Origin of the sequence: Arthrobacter sp. W4I7 (assembly GCF_030816215.1) — a bacterium.
Taxonomy (GTDB): Bacteria; Actinomycetota; Actinomycetes; order Actinomycetales; family Micrococcaceae; genus Arthrobacter; species Arthrobacter siccitolerans_A.
The window spans coordinates 1,118,307-1,135,017 of sequence record NZ_JAUSXU010000001.1 but is presented as its reverse complement, the minus strand read 5'-3'; the positions used below and the strand labels follow the sequence as shown (position 1 = coordinate 1,135,017).

The following is a 16,711-nucleotide window of genomic DNA, read 5'->3' as shown; positions in this document are numbered from 1 at the left end:
ACTCAACCACCGGCCGTTTAGGTGCGGGATGAGGAAGGTGAGGTACGACGGCGGGGCTCACCCGCCGTCGTACGCCTCCTTAGACCTCTTCTACGGAACTGGGCTCTGCACGGGACAGATCGATACCCAGTTCCTCCGCAGCCGTGAAGACTGCGTCATCAGAGTCACGCATTTCAATTGTGGTTCCGTCCGTGGAGAGGACTTCCACGTTCAGGCACAGCGACTGCATTTCCTTGATCAAGACCTTGAAGGACTCGGGAACGCCCGGCTCGGGGATGTTCTCGCCCTTGACGATGGCTTCGTAGACCTTCACACGACCGTGGATGTCATCGGACTTGATCGTGAGGAGTTCCTGGAGCGTGTAGGCGGCGCCGTAAGCTTCGAGCGCCCACACTTCCATTTCACCGAAGCGCTGGCCACCGAACTGTGCCTTACCACCCAGCGGCTGCTGCGTGATCATGGAGTACGGGCCGGTGGAGCGCGCGTGGATCTTGTCGTCCACCAGGTGGTGGAGCTTCAGGATGTACATGTAGCCGACCGAGATCGGATCCGGGAACGGCTCGCCGGAGCGGCCGTCGAACAAACGGGTCTTGCCCGAGGAGTTGATCAGGCGTTCGCCGTCGCGGGTCGGGTTGGTGGAGTCCAGCAGGCCCGTGATTTCCTCTTCGCGGGCACCGTCGAACACCGGCGTTGCAACAGTGGTCTGGCCACTTTCGCGCGGCAGGTTCGGCAGCTGCTTGACCCACTCGGGCTCGCCTTCGATCTTCCAACCGGTCTTGGCAACCCAGCCGAGGTGCGTTTCGAGCACCTGGCCCACGTTCATACGGCCCGGGACACCCAGCGGGTTCAGGACGATATCAACGGGGGTGCCGTCGGCAAGGAAGGGCATGTCCTCGATCGGGAGGATCTTGGAGATAACACCCTTGTTGCCGTGGCGGCCGGCGAGCTTGTCGCCGTCGGTGATCTTGCGCTTGGCGGCCACGTAGACACGGACCAGCTGGTTCACGCCCGGGGGCAGCTCGTCGTCGTTGTCGCGGTCGAAGACGCGCACGCCGATGACGGTGCCGGACTCGCCGTGGGGCACCTTCAGGGAGGTGTCGCGGACTTCGCGGGACTTCTCACCGAAGATGGCGCGCAGCAGGCGCTCTTCAGGGGTCAGCTCGGTTTCACCCTTCGGGGTGACCTTTCCGACCAGGATGTCTCCTGCTTCAACCTCGGCACCGATGTGGATGATGCCGCGCTCGTCCAGGCCTGCCAGGACTTCCTCGGACACGTTGGGGATGTCACGGGTGATTTCCTCGGCACCAAGCTTGGTGTCGCGGGCATCGATCTCGTGCTCCTCGATGTGGATGGAGGAAAGAACGTCCTCGGCAACAATGCGCTGCGAGAGGATGATGGCGTCCTCGAAGTTGTGGCCTTCCCATGACATGAATGCCACGAGCAGGTTCTTGCCGAGGGCGAGTTCGCCCTGGTCCGTTGCCGGGCCGTCGGCGATGATGCCGCCAACTTCCAGGCGCTGGCCTTCGTTCACCAGGACGCGGTTGTTGTAGCAGTTGCCCTGGTTGGAGCGTGCGAACTTGTTGATGCGGTAGTTGGTTTCCGTGCCGTCGTCGTTGAGCATGATGACGAGCTCGGCGGAAACCTCGGTGACCACACCGGCCTTCTTCGCGATGGTGACATCACCGGCGTCGACGGCTGCGGCGCGTTCCATGCCGGTGCCCACGAACGGAGCCTCGGAACGGACCAGCGGCACGGCCTGGCGCTGCATGTTGGCACCCATGAGTGCACGGTTGGCATCGTCATGCTCGAGGAACGGGATCAGGGCGGTAGCCACGGACACCATCTGGCGCGGGGAAACGTCCATGAACTCGACGTCGCCGGCGGGAACCAGAACCGGCTCGCCCCCACCACCACGGGCACGCACGAGGACGGTGTCCTCGGCGAACTTCTTGTTCTCGTCCAGCGGCGCGTTGGCCTGGGCGATCAGGACCTCAGCCTCGTCGTCGGCCGTCAGGTACTGGACGTCGTCGGAAACCACGCCCTCCTTGACCAGGCGGTACGGGGTCTCGATGAAGCCGAACGGGTTGATGCGTCCGTAGGATGCCAGCGAACCGATCAGGCCAATGTTCGGGCCTTCAGGAGTTTCGATGGGGCACATACGTCCGTAGTGGGACGGGTGAACGTCACGGACTTCCATGCCGGCACGGTCACGGGACAGACCACCGGGGCCAAGAGCCGACAGGCGGCGCTTGTGGGTCAGGCCCGAGAGCGGGTTGTTCTGGTCCATGAACTGCGACAGCTGGGAGGTTCCGAAGAACTCCTTGATGGCTGCAACCACGGGGCGGATGTTGATCAGGGTCTGCGGCGTGATGGCCTCGACGTCCTGGGTGGTCATACGCTCGCGGACAACGCGCTCCATGCGGGACAGGCCGGTGCGGACCTGGTTCTCGATGAGCTCGCCGACGGCGCGGATGCGGCGGTTGCCGAAGTGGTCGATGTCGTCGATCTCGACGCGGAGGTCAACTTCCTGGCCGTCGCGGGTGCCCTTGATGGTCTTCTCGCCGGCGTGCAGCGCAACGAGGAACTTGATCATGGCAACGATGTCTTCAACGTGCAGGACCGAAGCTTCCTTGTCGCCAAGGGAGCGGTCGATGCCAAGCTTGCGGTTGATCTTGTAACGGCCAACCTTGGCCAGATCGTAGCGCTTGGAGTTGAAGTACAGGTTGTCCAGCAGCGACTGGGCAGCCTCGACGGTGGGGGGCTCGCCCGGGCGCAGCTTCCGGTAGATGTCCAGCAACGCGTCTTCGCGGGTCTCGGTAGCGTCCTTCTCCAGGGTTGCCCGCATGGAGTCGTACTGGCCGAACTCTTCGAGGATCTGGCCTTCGGTCCAGCCGAGGGCCTTCAGCAGTACGGTGACGGACTGCTTGCGCTTGCGGTCAAGGCGGACGCCGACCTGGTCGCGCTTGTCGATCTCGAGCTCGAACCAGGCGCCGCGGGACGGGATGATCTTCGCGGTGAAGATGTCCTTGTCGCTGGTCTTGTCGGCGGCGCGCTCAAAGTAGGCGCCCGGGGAACGGACCAGCTGGGAGACGACGACACGCTCGGTGCCGTTGACGACGAAGGTGCCCTTCTCGGTCATCAGCGGGAAGTCGCCCATGAACACGGTCTGCTGCTTGATTTCGCCCGTGTTGTTGTTCATGAACTCGGCCTTGACGTACAGCGGAGCCGAGTACGTAGCGTCCCGGTCCTTGCACTCGGCCATGGTGTACTTCGGGTCGGCGAACTCCGGATCGGAGAAGCTCAGGGACATGGTGCCCTGGAAGTCCTCGATCGGGGAGATCTCTTCGAAGATGTCCGAGAGACCGGACGTGGTGGCGACGCTAAGATCGTTTTCTTCAACAGCTTTCGCTACGCGTGCCTGCCAGCGCTCGTTTCCGACCAGCCAGTCGAAGCTGTCGGTCTGGAGGGCAAGCAGATTCGGAACGTCAAGAGGTTCGTGAATCTTTGCGAATGAAAGCCGGCGAGTGGCACCATCAGTGCTGTCGGCGGTGTTAGCGGTTTCGTTATTAGAGGTGCTCGAGGCGACCAAGAGGGATCCTTCCACAGACCTTCAGGCGTTTTCAGATCTCCCCCGCTGTGCACCCTGCGGAATGACTCCGCAGTGCTACCATCCGGTTCCGCTATATGACCCGGGGCCGGTGCTGACTATGCTGTGACGTTGTTGACGGCACGTTGATTGCCAGCTGCCAGGCGAAAGCCCACCGCTATATGAAGGCTGAAGGTAAACAGGGAAGACGCAAATATCTACGATACGGCAAAATAACCTACATGTCTATCCCACATCCGGCCCGATTGCAAGCACTGGTTTTCCCGCCTGCTTCCGGCGGTGGTGTGGCTAGAGACGGAGGGTGACGCCTTCCGCGGTGCAGGTCCCGGCATTGGCGAAGACAGCATCCCGGACGGCATCCTTGGATTCCTGCCCCGGCGTTCCGCCGGCTTCCGCTGCCGCAGAGTGGTCGATGGCGAGCAGGCTCAGGGAAGCAAAAAGCCCCTTCAGGTCACCGGGGACAGTGTCCTTGGCGTCTTCAGCCTGCAGGTAGATGTCCTCAAAACCGTCGGCGTCGTCGGCCGGGACCGCCCGGTAGTCCGCGAGGAGGGCGTTGAAGAGTTCGCACGCTTGCCTGGTTCCGCCGGCGGAGGGAGCGGCAGGGGGTTGGCCCGCAGAGGCAGCCCTTGAGGAGGAGGACGACGGCGGCACGGCCGTTCTGCTGCCGGCGGCGGGATCGGCGGTGGGGACGGAGCAGGCGGTGAGTCCCGCGATACCGGCGGCCGCTGCCACGGCCAGGATTTTTTCCACGATGCTGCTCCAAGCGTCCCGGGGCCTGGACCTGCTGCCCCCTGCAAAACTGTCCGCCGTCCAGCCTACGCAGCCCACCGCCGTCGTGCATCCCGCGGAGATGGGGACAACTCCCCTGTGCCAGGGGGCACAGCCCGTGCTGGAATGCCTGTGGCGGTCATGGCGTTGAATAATTGGGTGAGCAGCGTCACGGTAGCCTTGGTGGCCTACCACCGGACCAGATCGGGAGAGATAAACATGGGCAATTCCGCGGACAACACTGACGTTGTCATTCTCGCAGCAGCACGTACGCCACAGGGCCGGATCAACGGGCAACTGGCGAGCTTCACCGCCGTCGAACTCGGCGCGCACGCCATCAGGGCCGCGCTCGATGCGAGCGGCGTGGACGCCGGCCAGGTGGAGGCCGTCATTATGGGCCAGGTGCTCCAGGCCGGTGCCGGGCAGAACCCGGCACGCCAGAGCTCAATCGGCGCCGGCATCGGCTGGAACGTCCCGGCCGTGACCGTGAACAAGGTCTGCCTTTCGGGGCTGACGGCCGTGATCGACGCAGCCCGGATGATCCGCGGCGGCGAGGCATCCGTGGTGGTGGCCGGCGGCCAGGAATCCATGACCCGGGCACCGCATCTGCTGCCCGGCTCGCGGCAGGGCTGGACCTATGGTTCCATCCAGGCGCTCGACGCCGCAGCCCACGACGGACTGACGGACGCCTTCGACGGCCAGTCGATGGGCCTCTCCACCGAAACCCGCAATCTCGCGCTCGGCATCGACAGGCCGTCCCAGGACAACGTGGCTGCACATTCCCATCAGCGGGCGGCGCTGGCAGCCAAGAACGGAACCTTCGACGACGAAATTGTGCCCATCAGCGTCAAGCAGCGCAAGGGCGATCCAATCGTGGTCTCCACCGACGAGGGCGTCCGGCCCAACGCCTCAGTGGAATCAATGGCCGGGCTGCGCGCAGCGTTCGTCACCGACGGCACCATCACCGCCGGCAACTCCTCTCCCCTGTCCGACGGAGCGGCCGCCCTGGTCCTCTCCTCCCGGGCCTTCGCCGAAGAACACGGCCTGGAATACCTGGCGGTAGTGGGCAAGCCCGGGCAGGTTGCAGGGCCGGACAACTCGCTGCACTCCCAGCCGTCCAACGCCATCCAGCACGCCCTGGGACGTGCCGGCTGGACCACCGCAGACCTTGACTTCATCGAAATCAACGAAGCATTCGGCTCCGTTGCGGTGCAGTCGCTGAAGGACCTGGACTACCCCTTGGAGAAGTGCAACATCCACGGCGGAGCCATTGCCCTGGGCCATCCGATCGGGGCATCCGGGGCGCGTCTGGCAGGCCATGCGGCGCACGAACTCAAGCGGCGCGGCAAGGGCAAGGCCGCCGTGTCCCTGTGCGGCGGCGGCGGGCAGGGCGAAGCGCTCCTGCTGTACCGCGACTGATGGGGGACGCAGGAACCGGCGCCGGCAGGGACAGGTTCCTTGCCGACGCCGCGGCGCGCGGGCTGCAGGTGGACGTCGTGGAAAGGCCCGCCGCCAAGAGCCTGGAAGAGGCGGCCGGCATCCTGGGGATCACCCCAGCGGACATCGTGAAGTCGCTGGTGGTCAAGCATAAGGACGGCTCGTTCCTGTTCGCACTGATCCCGGGTGACCGCCAGATTTCCTGGCCAAAGCTCCGCAGCCTTGTAGGCGTCAACAAACTGTCCCTGCCGCCCGCTGACGTGGCGCTCGACGCCACCGGCTACGAGCGGGGCACCATCACACCGCTGGGCAGCACCAACAGCTGGCCCGTCTACGCGGACGCCACCATTACCGGGCGTCGGATTTCCATGGGCGCCGGCGCGCACGGCTACAGCGCCTTCGTGGACGCCGACGCCCTGACCGGCGCGCTCGGTGCCGTGGTCGCGGATATCAGCGACCCCGCCTGACCCGCCGCAAGACCTGCCTGGGCAAGCAAAAAGCCCCGCCCACAAACGTGGACGGGGCTTTTGAGGAAAAGGCGTTGTTACTTAAGGGTAACGGTGGCGCCTGCAGCCTCGAGCTGCTCCTTGGCCTTCTCGGCAGCTTCCTTGGTGGCGCCTTCGAGAACAGCCTTCGGTGCGCTGTCAACCAGGTCCTTGGCTTCCTTGAGGCCGAGGGAGGTGATGGCGCGAACTTCCTTGATCACTGCGATCTTCTTTTCGCCAGCGGATTCGAGGACGACGTCGAAGTCGGTCTTCTCTTCAACCTCTTCTGCAGCAGCGCCGGCGGGGCCAGCAACAGCAACAGCAGCAGCGGTTACTTCGAAGGTCTCTTCGAAGAGCTTGACGAACTCGGAGAGCTCGATGATGGTCAGTTCCTTGAAAGCTTCAATGAGCTCTTCGTTGGTGAGCTTCGCCATGGTAGGCGTCCTTCCTGTTGTGGTGCTCAGCGGCACTGGGCCGTGCGTCGCACCGGAGTCTGGTGGGGTAAAGAGAATTAGTTCTCTTCGGCAGCAGGAGCTTCAGCTGCGGGAGCTTCGGCTTCGGCGGCGGGAGCTTCTTCAGCGGCAGGCGCTTCGGCAGCTGCCGGTGCACCGTTCTCTTCTTCAAGCTTGAGGCGCAGTGCGTCGATGATGCGTGCAGCGGCGGCGGCGGGTGCCTTGAGGACACCTGCAACCTTGGCGAGCTGCAGCTCGCGGGACTCGAGTGCTGCCAGTGCGGCAACCTCGCTGGCGTTCAGTGCCTTGCCCTCGAAGTAACCGGTCTTGATGACCAGCTGCTTGTTGGTCTTGGCGAAATCCGTCAGGCTCTTGGCAGCGGCAACTGCGTCACCCTTGATGAACGCGATTGCAGTGGGGCCGGCAAGCTGGCCGTCGAATGCTTCGACGCCGGCTTCCTTGGCTGCAATGGCGGTCAGGGTGTTCTTGACGACCGAGAACTTGGTGTCCTGGCCGAGAGAAACACGCAGCTGCTTGATCTGTGCAACGGTGAGCCCACGGTATTCGGTCAGGACAGCGGCGTTCGATTCCTTGAAATCGTTAGTGATTTCAGCTACTGCTGAAACCTTTGCAGGCGTTGCCATAACCCTCCTTCCGGGGATAGTGCCGGTATGCGACGGTCCCCGCTCAAGAGAGCTAAAACTAAAAACGCCCCGCGCAGATGCACGGGGCTTGGCTCAACGCGGATTATTCCGTGGAGCTTTGCTTCGTTCACCTGCGCCGGCCGCCCTATGTTAGGGTCCTTCGTCCAGAAATCCACTGCTTCCCCCGCGCACAACTGCAGAATTGAGCGATGCTCGGGAGAGTGGATTTCCAACAACCGACGGTCTTTGGTCCTTCAAGTCTACGGGAGAGCCTTCAGTGCGCCAAATCGGGGCGTTAGCTGGTGCTGGTGTGCAGGTGCGGGAGCTCCTTTTGCCAGATTCCTGTGACCCCGGCCGTCTGGAAGCCCAGCTGCTGGTTGACGGTCAGGAGGTACCGGTTTTCCGGGGCGTTCCACGTGTAGATGATCCGCGCGTCGGGAAACTGCTCGGTGAGCCGCTCCATGTTGGCCACCTTGATGAGCAATCCGAGCTTATTGCCGCGGTGTTCCTGCAGAACCAGGGTGTCGTCCTGGAAAACGACGTCGGCACCGTGCGCCAACACGGTGATGGTGGTCAGGCCCACCAGCGTTCCGGTGGCGAGGTGTTCGACGGCGGTGACCACTGTCCGCCGGCCCTGCGCAATGGCAACCTCTTCGGCCTTACGGAGGATGGCGCCGTCGAACACCATCTCCTGCTCAACGGGCGCATCCAGGGCGGGATCGACGTCGGCCCCCGCCTGGTTCTCCAAGGCTGCGACGGCCTCCAGCCAGCGGTCCGGGCAGGTGTCCGTCCAGTGGTGCAGCCGGTAGCGCCCGTTGTTGGCCTCGTCCGCTTCTGCCTGCAGGTCGGCCACGAGCTTCGAGTCCAGCGGGAGCGCGCACGAGCTGAACTGTTCGATGTGCTGCAGCGTGTACCCGGTGCGCTGGGCGAACTCGACTTCGCGGCTTTCCAGGGGCACGAAGCCCTGCCCCGTACCGGGAACCAGCTGGGCTCGTTCGAATTCATGCAGGGACGCGCCGGGGTGGTTGGTGTCCACGAGGATCATGGTGCGGCCCTCCTCCCGGGCCAGCTGCTCCGCTGCCTGCAGCAGCCGCCGGCCCACCCCCTGGCGCTGGAACTCGGGCAGGATGTCAAGGGTGAACTCCGCCAGGTCCAGGTTGTCGGTGAGGGGCAGGGCGATATCAACGGTGCCCACGATCTCCCCTTCCACCTTGGCGACGAGAATGAGCTGCCGTTCGTAGGGGTCCTGGAACTCGAGCAGCTTCTCCAGGGGACCGTAGGCGAGGTCGTCACTGCCCCAGGTCTGCATTCGGACTTTCCGTCCAACCTCGACGGCGGCAAGGAAGTCCGCTGCGTCCGGCGCGTCCAGCGAGTCGGGAATCCAAAGCTGCTCGATCTTCACGTCTTTTGCCATAGGCGCATCATCCCAGCCGTTTCTGCCACTCGCCTTCAGAACCTGCAGGCTTGAAGCCAAGCGCGATATTTATGGCCAGCATATGTTGGTTTTCGTTGGCATTCCATGTCAGGACCGATCGGGCCGCCGGCCACCTGGCTTGTGCCCGCCGCAGGTTGGCTACTTTGATGAGGATGCCCAGGCGCCGCCCGCGGTGTTCCGACTCCACCAGGGTGTCCTGCTGCCCGATCGAATCCGGGACGCCAGCGCGCCAGTTCAGGACCGTGTAGGCCACCAGTTGACCAGTACTCCTGTGGACGGCAGCTGTCACGGCAGACTGAACCCCGCCGCGTATCAATGCCTGTTCCTCCTCGTGGACCCGGGCGTCGTCCCAGTCCTCGCGTTCCCAGTCCAGCCCGGCAAGGGGAACGTCAGTGCTCATCGTTTCCTTGAGGCGTGCGTAAACATGCACCAGGTCCTCAGGGCAGGTTTCATCCCAGCCGGTAATGGTGTAATCCGCGGCCCGGGGCGCGGCATCGGCCTCCAACCGGTCCAGCACGTCCGGCGGCACGGGCAGTTCAAGGCGGCTGGAGCGCTCAACCTGCTCCAGCTCGTAGCCGGCAGCAACAGCGAAGGCCACAGCCGGCTCGTCCAGCGGCAGTCCCCCTGCCCCGGATTTGGCCGGAAGCAGGGCAGTGCCCTCCGTCCCCCTCAGCGGCACCTCGTGGTAGGCGTCCAGGGAGGTCCTGCCCCGGTTCCGGGCAACTGCTTCCGCATGGTCCAGGAGCGCATGGCCCAGGCCCTGCCGGCGGTGGGCGGGGGCGATCAGGACATCAATTCCGGCGGTGTGGAAGTTCTCGCGCAATGGGAGCGTCACCGAACACATGCCCACGGTTTCCGATCCGAGCCTGGCCAGGTAGAGGTGCCGTTCCTCGTACTCATTGCCCCGCCAATACTCCAGCGCTTCGGGCAGGGTGGGGCACCGGTCCAGGTTGCCCCATACGGCCAGCTCGTGGGCCACCCGCAGGGCATGGCACTCCCGGAAGTCTGCACCGGAATGCCCTGCCCCGGAGGCAATGCCGCTCACTGGCGGGACCTCGACGGCGGCTATTGACAGCCCTGCATTTCCACCCGCGGATGGATCCGGATCCGGTTCGGCCATTTCTACAGCTTAGGCAGGAACCTGCCCCTTCCGGATAGGTGCCAGGAGTTAAAACAAGGCCGCCCGGATAAAACAAAACCGCCCGGCGCGGACGCCGGGCGGTTTTAGTTTGCGGAGGACTGGTCCGCCGCGGAAGCTTCAGACGAGGATTTAGGCCTCGGTCAGAACCTTGGTGACGTTCGGGTCAACGGAGATGCCGGGACCGAACGTGGTGGCAACCGTGGCCTTCTGGATGTAGCGGCCCTTGGAAGCGGACGGCTTCAGGCGAAGCACCTCTTCCAGTGCTGCTGCGTAGTTCTCAGCCAGCTTGATGACGTCGAAGGACACCTTGCCGATGATGAAGTGCAGGTTGGAGTGCTTGTCGACGCGGAAGTCGATCTTTCCACCCTTGATGTCGTTGACGGCCTTGGTGACGTCGGGGGTCACGGTGCCCGTCTTCGGGTTCGGCATCAGGTTACGCGGACCCAGGACCTTACCGAGGCGGCCAACCTTGCCCATGAGGTCAGGGGTGGCAACGGCGGCGTCGAAGTCGGTCCAGCCGCCGGCGATCTTTTCGATCAGGTCGTCGGAACCAACGAAGTCGGCGCCGGCAGCAATTGCCGCCTCAGCCTTGTCGCCCGTGGCGAAAACCAGGACGCGGGCGGTCTTACCGGTGCCGTGGGGCAGGTTGACCGTGCCGCGGACCATCTGGTCAGCCTTACGGGGATCGACGCCGAGGCGGAATGCAACCTCAACGGTGGCGTCGAACTTGGACGGGTTGGTGTCCTTGGCCAGCGTTACTGCCTCGAACGGCGCGTAGAACTTCTCCGCGTCGATCTTGGCGGCTGCTGCCTCATATGCTTTGCTGCGCTTTGCCATGCTGCTTATTTCTCCTTGTGCAGTTGTGGTCTGCGGACCGCGCTGGGCCCTGCCACAGTCGAGGATCCAGTAAGGATCCTGCGACAATCAATGTTTCTGTTACCGGTTGCCCGGTGGTGGAAGGCTGTTATTAGCCTTCGACCGTGATGCCCATGGAGCGGGCAGTGCCGGCGATGATCTTCGCTGCGCCTTCGAGGCTGGTGGCGTTGAGGTCTTCCATCTTGGTGGTGGCGATCTCGTTGACCTGGGCCTGGGTCAGCTTGGCAACCTTGACGGTGTGCGGGGTAGCTGAACCCTTGGCGACGCCTGCAGCCTTCTTGATGAGCTCTGCAGCCGGCGGGGTCTTGGTGATGAACGTGAAGGAACGGTCCTCGTAGACCGTGATTTCCACGGGGATGACGTTTCCGCGCTGGGCTTCCGTCGCAGCGTTGTACGCCTTGCAGAATTCCATGATGTTGACACCGTGCTGGCCAAGCGCAGGACCGATCGGCGGAGCCGGGTTAGCGGCACCTGCCTGGATCTGCAGCTTGATGAGGCCGGTGACCTTCTTCTTGGGAGCCAATGTAGGGTCCTTCTCTCAATAACGTCCTGGGGCACAGGAGCGTGCCTCAGGTTTTTGGCCGCCATGGCGAGGCGGCCGGCCGTTCCGGCGCTGCTAAGCGGGCAGTGCCGGGACGAATTCTTTGGGTTGTCAGATCTTGGTGACCTGGTTGAACGCCAGGGTGACAGGCGTTTCGCGTTCGAAGATGGAAACCAGCACCACGAGGGTCTCGGGACTCGACCTTGATCTCGGAGATGGTGGCGGGAAGGGTTTCGAACGGGCCTTCCTTGACGATGACGGACTCGCCAACTTCGAAGTCGACGTCCACCGGGGCCTGGTGCTGCTTGTTGACCGGCTTGCCCTTCTCGGCCTGCTCTTCTTCGAAGACCGGGGCGAGCATGGAGAAGACCTCGTCCAGGCGCAGCGGCACGGGGTTGTGGGCGTTGCCCACGAAGCCGGTGACGCCGGGGGTGTGCCGGACGGCGCCCCAGGAGGCGTCGGTCAGGTCCATGCGGACCAGGACGTAGCCGGGGATGCGGACGCGGTTGATGACCTTGCGCTGGGCGTTCTTGATCTCAACGACTTCTTCCATGGGCACCTGGATTTCGAAGATGTAATCTTCCATGTCCAGGGTCTGGATGCGGGTCTCAAGGTTGGCCTTCACGCGGTTTTCGTAACCGGCGTAGGAGTGGATGACGTACCAGTCACCTTCCTGGCGGCGCAGCTTGGCCTTGAACTCCTCGGCGGGGTCGACGTCGGCCTTGGCGGCGGCAGCGGCGAGGGCGTCAGCGGACTCTTCCTCGGACCCGGCGTCGTCCGCCTCGGCATCATCATCGGATTCGGCGTCGTCATCGGATTCGGCGTCGCTGGCTTCGGGCGCGGAGGACTCAACCTCAGACTCGTCACCGGCTTCTGCCGTGATGTCCGCGGACTCTTCCAGCTCAGTCTCGGTTACCTCGAGCTCCTGCTCAGACACTTGGTCTCCTGCTTCCTCATTGCCTAACATGCCTATTTAAATGGCTCAATTCCGCACACCGGTGTTTCCCTCCGGTTTTCCCGGGTGGAACACGCAGCTGCGGATGGTTCAGCCTTAGCTGTCCTTGGGGCCGGTACCGCCGAAGATCCAACCGACAGCACTTCCGAAACCGATGTCCAGCAGGCTGACGATGACCATCATGATGGCCACGAATACCAGCACCACGAGCGTGTAATTGATCAGTTCCTTGCGGGTTGGTGCAACAACTTTCTTGAGTTCGCCGATGATCTGGCGGACAAAGAGCGCAATGCGGGCGAAGAAGTTTGCCTTGGCTTCCTTCTTAGCTGGGCGGCCCTTGGAGCTGCTGGCAGCTGTTTCGGTCACCTGGTCCTCGCTCATCTTTGCAATGTTGGATTACCCGGCCCTGATCAGAACCATGGTTGCTGCGCTTGCCCCGGATTTTCACCGGGGCAACTTGCGCAGGGCAGACAGGACTCGAACCTGCAACCTGCGGTTTTGGAGACCGCTGCGCTACCAATTGCGCCACTACCCTATGGATTGAATTTCACCCTGACCGCGACGAACCGCCAGTTTGCACTGGGGCGCACGCCATCATCCGTGTTTTCAACACCGGTGAACCAGTCTACGCAACAACTTCGCGTTCGTCGAACCGGCCCGTTTCCGGCCCTTCATGTTGCCCAGGCGGAACGTTCACTGCGTGGCAGTCACATTCAAAACCGGCAACCCGGAGGGTCCGGTGAACAGCATAGAGTAGAACTCGTCGAATCCCACATTCCAGCCTTCGGGCTGCAAGCGAAGAACGGACCTGCCATGTCTGCCGCCCGCGTTTCCCAGCGCATATCCGCAATTGCCGAATCCGCAACCCTTGCCGTTGACGCCAAGGCGAAGGCGCTGAAGGCAGCTGGCCGGCCGGTTATTGGGTTCGGCGCGGGCGAACCGGACTTTCCCACTCCGGACTACATCGTGCAGGCGGCCATCGAGGCGGCCAGCCAGCCGAAGTACCACAGGTACTCCCCCGCCGGCGGGCTGCCCGAGCTGAAGAAAGCCATTGCCGAGAAGACCCTGCGGGACTCTGGCTACGCCGTCGACGCCTCCCAGGTCCTGGTGACCAACGGCGGGAAGCAGGCCGTCTACAACACCTTCGCCACCCTGGTGGACCCGGGCGACGAGGTCATCGTCCCCACCCCGTTCTGGACCACGTACCCGGAAGCCATCCGGCTCGCCGGCGGTGTGCCTGTTGAGGTTTTCGCCGGCCCCGAGCAGGACTACCTGGTCAGCATCGAGCAGCTTGAGGCGGCCGTTACCGACAAGACGAAGATCCTGCTGTTCGTCTCGCCGTCGAACCCCACCGGTTCGGTTTACTCGCCGGAACAGGTGGCAGAGATCGGCAAGTGGGCCGCTGCCAAGGGCCTGTGGGTGGTGACCGATGAGATCTACGAGCACCTGACCTACGACGGCGTTTCCTTCACCTCCATCGCCACCGCCGCCCCGGAGCTGGGCGACAAGGTGGTCATCCTGAACGGCGTAGCCAAGACCTACGCGATGACCGGCTGGCGTGTGGGCTGGATGATCGGCCCGGCCGACGTCATCAAGGCCGCCACCAACCTCCAGTCCCACGCGACGTCCAACGTCTCCAACATCCCGCAGGTGGCCGCCCTCGCCGCCGTGTCCGGGCCGTTGACCGCAGTGGACGAGATGAAGGTTGCCTTCGACCGCCGCCGCAAGGCCATCGTCGCCGGCCTCAACGCCATTGAAGGCGTGGAATGCCCGACGCCGAAGGGCGCCTTTTACGTGTACGCGGACGTCCGCGCCCTGCTGGGTAAGGAATTCCCGACGGCGTCCGGCACTTCCACGCCGCAGACCTCGGCCGAGCTGGCTGCCTTGATCCTGGATGAGGTTGAAGTGGCAGTGGTTCCGGGCGAGGCGTTCGGGCCGTCCGGGTTCCTCCGCCTCTCGTACGCCCTGGGCGACGAGGACCTCGCCACCGGCGTGCAGCGGCTGCAGGACTTCCTGGGCAAGGCCCAGTAGGACGCTTTCTCACTTAACGCAGGGTAAACCCCAACGCTCTATCACTCTCTTCAAGAGAGTGATAGAGCGTTGGGGTTAAGCCGCATCAAGTGAGAGAGCGTCGGGGAAAAACGGGCGTTAAGTGAGAGAGCGTTTGGCTGGGCTAGAGGAGGCGGCGCTCGGCGGCCCACTTGGTGAGCTCGTGGCGGCTGGACAGCTGGAGTTTGCGGAGCACGGCGGAGACGTGGGTTTCCACTGTTTTGATGCTGATGAAGAGCTCCTTGGCCACTTCCTTGTAGCTGTAGCCGCGGGCAATCAGCCGCATGACCTCGAGTTCGCGGGCGGAGAGCCTGTCCAGTTCGTCGTCGGCTATATCTGCGGGGGCGGTGCCAAAGGCGTCCAGCACGAAGCCCGCAAGGCGCGGCGAGAAGACGGCGTCTCCCCCGGCCACCCTGTATACGGCATCAGTGATTTCGGCCCCGGAGATGGTCTTCGTGACGTAGCCGCGGGCTCCCGCCCGGATCACCGCCACAACATCTTCGGCCGCGTCTGACACGCTGAGCGCAAGAAACCTGGTGGTGGACAACAAGGCGGCCGAGCCGGCGATCACTTCGCGCCCTCCACCGCCCAGGCCGCCGGGCAGGTGGACGTCCAGCAACACCACCTCCGGCCGTTCCCGGGCAATCACGGCAATGGCCTGCTCCACCGTTGCTGCTTCCCCCACCACGTGGATACTCGGATCCAGGTCCGCTTTCAGGCCCGAGCGGAAGATCGCATGGTCGTCGACGATCACCACCCGGACGGGTGTGACGGGCCGGACGGGGCCCGTACCGGCTCCCTGGGTGGTGTTCATGGTTTGCCTTCCGTGGGGTCCGGCGGGGCGGCCGGGTAGCCGAGCCGTACTTCTGTGCCTTCTGTGGTGCTGGTAATAGTGGCCGTGCCGCCGTGGCGGTTCATCCGGCCGATGATGGATTCCCGGACGCCCAGCCGGTCCTCCGGCACGTGCTGCAGTTCGAAGCCCGGGCCCCGGTCCTTGACGAACACTTCCGCCCGGCCGCCGGACACCTCCAGATAAACCGACACCGTCCCGCCACCATGCCGGGAGGCGTTCAGCATTGCTTCGCGGCTGGCCTGGATCAGCGCCTCGTGGCCCTCGCTTACCGTGGTGTCCCCCACACTTACCACCTCCACGGCATGGCCCAGCCGGTCCTCCACCTCGGCAGCAACAGCCTTGATCCGGTCCGACAACTGCCCGGCGTCCTTCTCCGGGTCGGTGAACAGCCAGCCCCGCAGCTCCCGTTCCTGGGCACGGGCCAGCCGGACGACGTCGTGCTCGCTGGACGCCCGCCGCTGGATCAGCGCCAAAGTCTGCAGCACGGAGTCATGGAGGTGGGCCGCAATCTCCGCACGCTCCGTTTCCCGGATCCGGCCTGCACGCTCCGCTTCGAGGTCACGCCAGAATTTCAGCGCCCACGGAAGCAGGACCAGCACCACACCGCCAAGGACAGCCACGGAGGCCAGCAGCGCCAGCCAGGTCTGTTCCCAGGAACCGGAACCGGACACCATCACCAGGACGCCGGCCACTACCAGCGCCAGGCCGGCGGCGAGCCGGGCCCACCCGCCGGCCTGGTCCGCCTTGGTTTTGTCCACGAGCCCGGCGCGGCGTGTTTCGTCCAGCTGCATCCACGCGATGGAGGCCCCGCCCAGAACTGCCGCCGCCGGAATCAGGGTGCCCAGCGGAACGTCCACGCCAAGGATCTGGGCGATCAGGATGCCCGCCACCAGCAGCAGCCCGACGCCGAGCAGGATTTCCTTGCCGTACCGCATGTCCCGGAACCGGAACCAGGGCGGCCGCGGCGCCTCCGGAGTACTTCCTGCGGGGCGCCCCCGTACAGCATCGGAAGGGTCGCCAGGGGTGGGCGCGAAGGGGCTTGGCATACCTGGGGGCGGAACGCCTGGCCCGGCTGCCAGGACACCACCTGGAACACCGGTCCGAACACCGCCACGGGCAACCGCGGGGACAGGCTCCTGGCTCACGGCGGGGGCAATGGGCGACGCCGGGCGGCGCGCCTGCCGCCGCGCGCTTTCGTCCGCCGTGGGCACCATGATCCACAGCCAGGCGTAAAAGACAACGCCGGCACCGCCGGCCAGGCAAGCCAGGGCCATGCCCACCCGGACGTTGCGGACCGGCCAGCCCAGGTGCGCTGCCAGGCCGGAGCACACACCCGCGATAAAGCGGTCGCTGCGCCGGACCAGCGGGGGCCGGATAGGGGCGGTTGTCATGGATCAATCCAAACACGGATCAGGGTCTCCCGGACCCGGTTCCGGCCTGAACCGGGGGCCACTCAGGGACCGTTCAG

The 16,711-nt window shown here is 64.3% G+C and carries 14 protein-coding genes, 1 tRNA gene and 1 pseudogene; 3 read left to right on the top strand and 13 right to left on the bottom strand.

Annotated elements, in window-relative coordinates:
- Positions 1–79: 79 nt before the first annotated feature.
- Both rpoB and QF047_RS05185 read right to left on the bottom strand, forming a co-directional pair.
- Positions 80–3,589: a DNA-directed RNA polymerase subunit beta gene (rpoB, locus tag QF047_RS05190; protein ID WP_306634854.1), complete on the bottom strand. Its 3,510-nt coding sequence runs from the start codon at positions 3,587–3,589 to the stop codon at positions 80–82.
- Positions 3,590–3,895: 306 nt separating this feature from the next.
- The gene (locus QF047_RS05185; protein ID WP_307274627.1) at positions 3,896–4,357 is read right to left on the bottom strand and encodes a hypothetical protein; all 462 of its coding nucleotides are present in this window, start codon (positions 4,355–4,357) and stop codon (positions 3,896–3,898) included.
- A gap of 237 nt (positions 4,358–4,594) precedes the next feature.
- On the opposite strand from QF047_RS05185, the gene QF047_RS05180 reads away from it, so the two are divergent.
- Entirely contained in the window at positions 4,595–5,794 is a 1,200-nt protein-coding gene (locus QF047_RS05180; protein ID WP_307281767.1) for an acetyl-CoA C-acetyltransferase, read from the top strand.
- Positions 5,794–6,279 (top strand): aminoacyl-tRNA deacylase, encoded by a 486-nt coding sequence (locus QF047_RS05175; RefSeq protein WP_307274625.1) that lies wholly within the window; start codon positions 5,794–5,796, stop codon positions 6,277–6,279. Before QF047_RS05180 ends, QF047_RS05175 begins: the two co-directional genes overlap by 1 nt.
- A gap of 77 nt (positions 6,280–6,356) precedes the next feature.
- Here the strand turns inward: QF047_RS05175 and rplL are convergent, their stop codons facing one another.
- From rplL to QF047_RS05130, 9 genes and pseudogenes are all read right to left on the bottom strand, one after another.
- Entirely contained in the window at positions 6,357–6,731 is a 375-nt protein-coding gene (gene rplL, locus QF047_RS05170; protein WP_306634857.1) for a 50S ribosomal protein L7/L12, read from the bottom strand.
- A gap of 77 nt (positions 6,732–6,808) precedes the next feature.
- Complete coding sequence (gene rplJ, locus QF047_RS05165) at positions 6,809–7,393, bottom strand: 50S ribosomal protein L10 (protein WP_307274621.1); 585 nt, start codon at positions 7,391–7,393, stop codon at positions 6,809–6,811.
- A 295-nt stretch (positions 7,394–7,688) separates the two neighbouring features.
- On the bottom strand, positions 7,689–8,807 hold the full coding sequence (locus QF047_RS05160) for a GNAT family N-acetyltransferase (RefSeq protein ID WP_307274619.1): 1,119 nt from the start codon (positions 8,805–8,807) through the stop codon (positions 7,689–7,691).
- Positions 8,808–8,814: 7 nt separating this feature from the next.
- Positions 8,815–9,948 carry a GNAT family N-acetyltransferase gene (locus QF047_RS05155; protein ID WP_307274617.1) on the bottom strand — a complete coding sequence of 378 codons (1,134 nt, stop codon included), beginning with the start codon at positions 9,946–9,948 and terminating at the stop codon, positions 8,815–8,817.
- A 150-nt stretch (positions 9,949–10,098) separates the two neighbouring features.
- A complete protein-coding gene (gene rplA, locus QF047_RS05150; protein ID WP_306634861.1) occupies positions 10,099–10,806 on the bottom strand; it encodes a 50S ribosomal protein L1 in 708 nt (235 codons plus the stop codon).
- Positions 10,807–10,936: 130 nt separating this feature from the next.
- Positions 10,937–11,368, bottom strand: a complete 432-nt coding sequence (rplK, locus tag QF047_RS05145) for a 50S ribosomal protein L11 (RefSeq protein WP_018773647.1) — start codon at positions 11,366–11,368, stop codon at positions 10,937–10,939.
- A 129-nt stretch (positions 11,369–11,497) separates the two neighbouring features.
- A pseudogene (gene nusG / locus QF047_RS05140) lies at positions 11,498–12,323 on the bottom strand (transcription termination/antitermination protein NusG).
- A gap of 114 nt (positions 12,324–12,437) precedes the next feature.
- Positions 12,438–12,722 carry a preprotein translocase subunit SecE gene (secE, locus tag QF047_RS05135; RefSeq protein WP_306634864.1) on the bottom strand — a complete coding sequence of 95 codons (285 nt, stop codon included), beginning with the start codon at positions 12,720–12,722 and terminating at the stop codon, positions 12,438–12,440.
- 81 nt (positions 12,723–12,803) lie between these two features.
- Positions 12,804–12,876: transfer RNA gene (locus QF047_RS05130), tRNA-Trp, on the bottom strand.
- 278 nt (positions 12,877–13,154) lie between these two features.
- Between QF047_RS05130 and QF047_RS05125 the strand changes: the two genes are divergently transcribed.
- Positions 13,155–14,372, top strand: coding sequence for a pyridoxal phosphate-dependent aminotransferase (locus tag QF047_RS05125; protein WP_307274613.1), 1,218 nt, complete (start codon positions 13,155–13,157; stop codon positions 14,370–14,372).
- 142 nt (positions 14,373–14,514) lie between these two features.
- Here the strand turns inward: QF047_RS05125 and QF047_RS05120 are convergent, their stop codons facing one another.
- Together QF047_RS05120 and QF047_RS05115 are read right to left on the bottom strand one after the other, a co-directional pair.
- Positions 14,515–15,204 (bottom strand): response regulator transcription factor, encoded by a 690-nt coding sequence (locus QF047_RS05120; protein ID WP_307274612.1) that lies wholly within the window; start codon positions 15,202–15,204, stop codon positions 14,515–14,517.
- Complete coding sequence (locus QF047_RS05115; protein WP_307274610.1) at positions 15,201–16,634, bottom strand: ATP-binding protein; 1,434 nt, start codon at positions 16,632–16,634, stop codon at positions 15,201–15,203. The genes QF047_RS05120 and QF047_RS05115 overlap by 4 nt, the downstream gene beginning before the upstream one ends.
- Positions 16,635–16,711 lie beyond the last annotated feature (77 nt).

Bases quoted from the DNA above. Each gene is read 5' to 3' on its own strand.
- QF047_RS05125 (WP_307274613.1), top strand. From the start codon at position 13,155: ATGTCTGCCGCCCGCGTTTCCCAGCGCATATCCGCAATTGCCGAATCC.
- QF047_RS05115 (WP_307274610.1), bottom strand. From the start codon at position 16,634: ATGACAACCGCCCCTATCCGGCCCCCGCTGGTCCGGCGCAGCGACCGC.
- QF047_RS05160 (WP_307274619.1), bottom strand. From the start codon at position 8,807: ATGGCAAAAGACGTGAAGATCGAGCAGCTTTGGATTCCCGACTCGCTG.
- secE (WP_306634864.1), bottom strand. From the start codon at position 12,722: ATGAGCGAGGACCAGGTGACCGAAACAGCTGCCAGCAGCTCCAAGGGC.
- rplA (WP_306634861.1), bottom strand. From the start codon at position 10,806: ATGGCAAAGCGCAGCAAAGCATATGAGGCAGCAGCCGCCAAGATCGAC.
- rplJ (WP_307274621.1), bottom strand. From the start codon at position 7,393: ATGGCAACGCCTGCAAAGGTTTCAGCAGTAGCTGAAATCACTAACGAT.
- QF047_RS05180 (WP_307281767.1), top strand. From the start codon at position 4,595: ATGGGCAATTCCGCGGACAACACTGACGTTGTCATTCTCGCAGCAGCA.
- QF047_RS05120 (WP_307274612.1), bottom strand. From the start codon at position 15,204: ATGAACACCACCCAGGGAGCCGGTACGGGCCCCGTCCGGCCCGTCACA.
- QF047_RS05175 (WP_307274625.1), top strand. From the start codon at position 5,794: ATGGGGGACGCAGGAACCGGCGCCGGCAGGGACAGGTTCCTTGCCGAC.
- QF047_RS05155 (WP_307274617.1), bottom strand. From the start codon at position 9,948: ATGGCCGAACCGGATCCGGATCCATCCGCGGGTGGAAATGCAGGGCTG.
- rplL (WP_306634857.1), bottom strand. From the start codon at position 6,731: ATGGCGAAGCTCACCAACGAAGAGCTCATTGAAGCTTTCAAGGAACTG.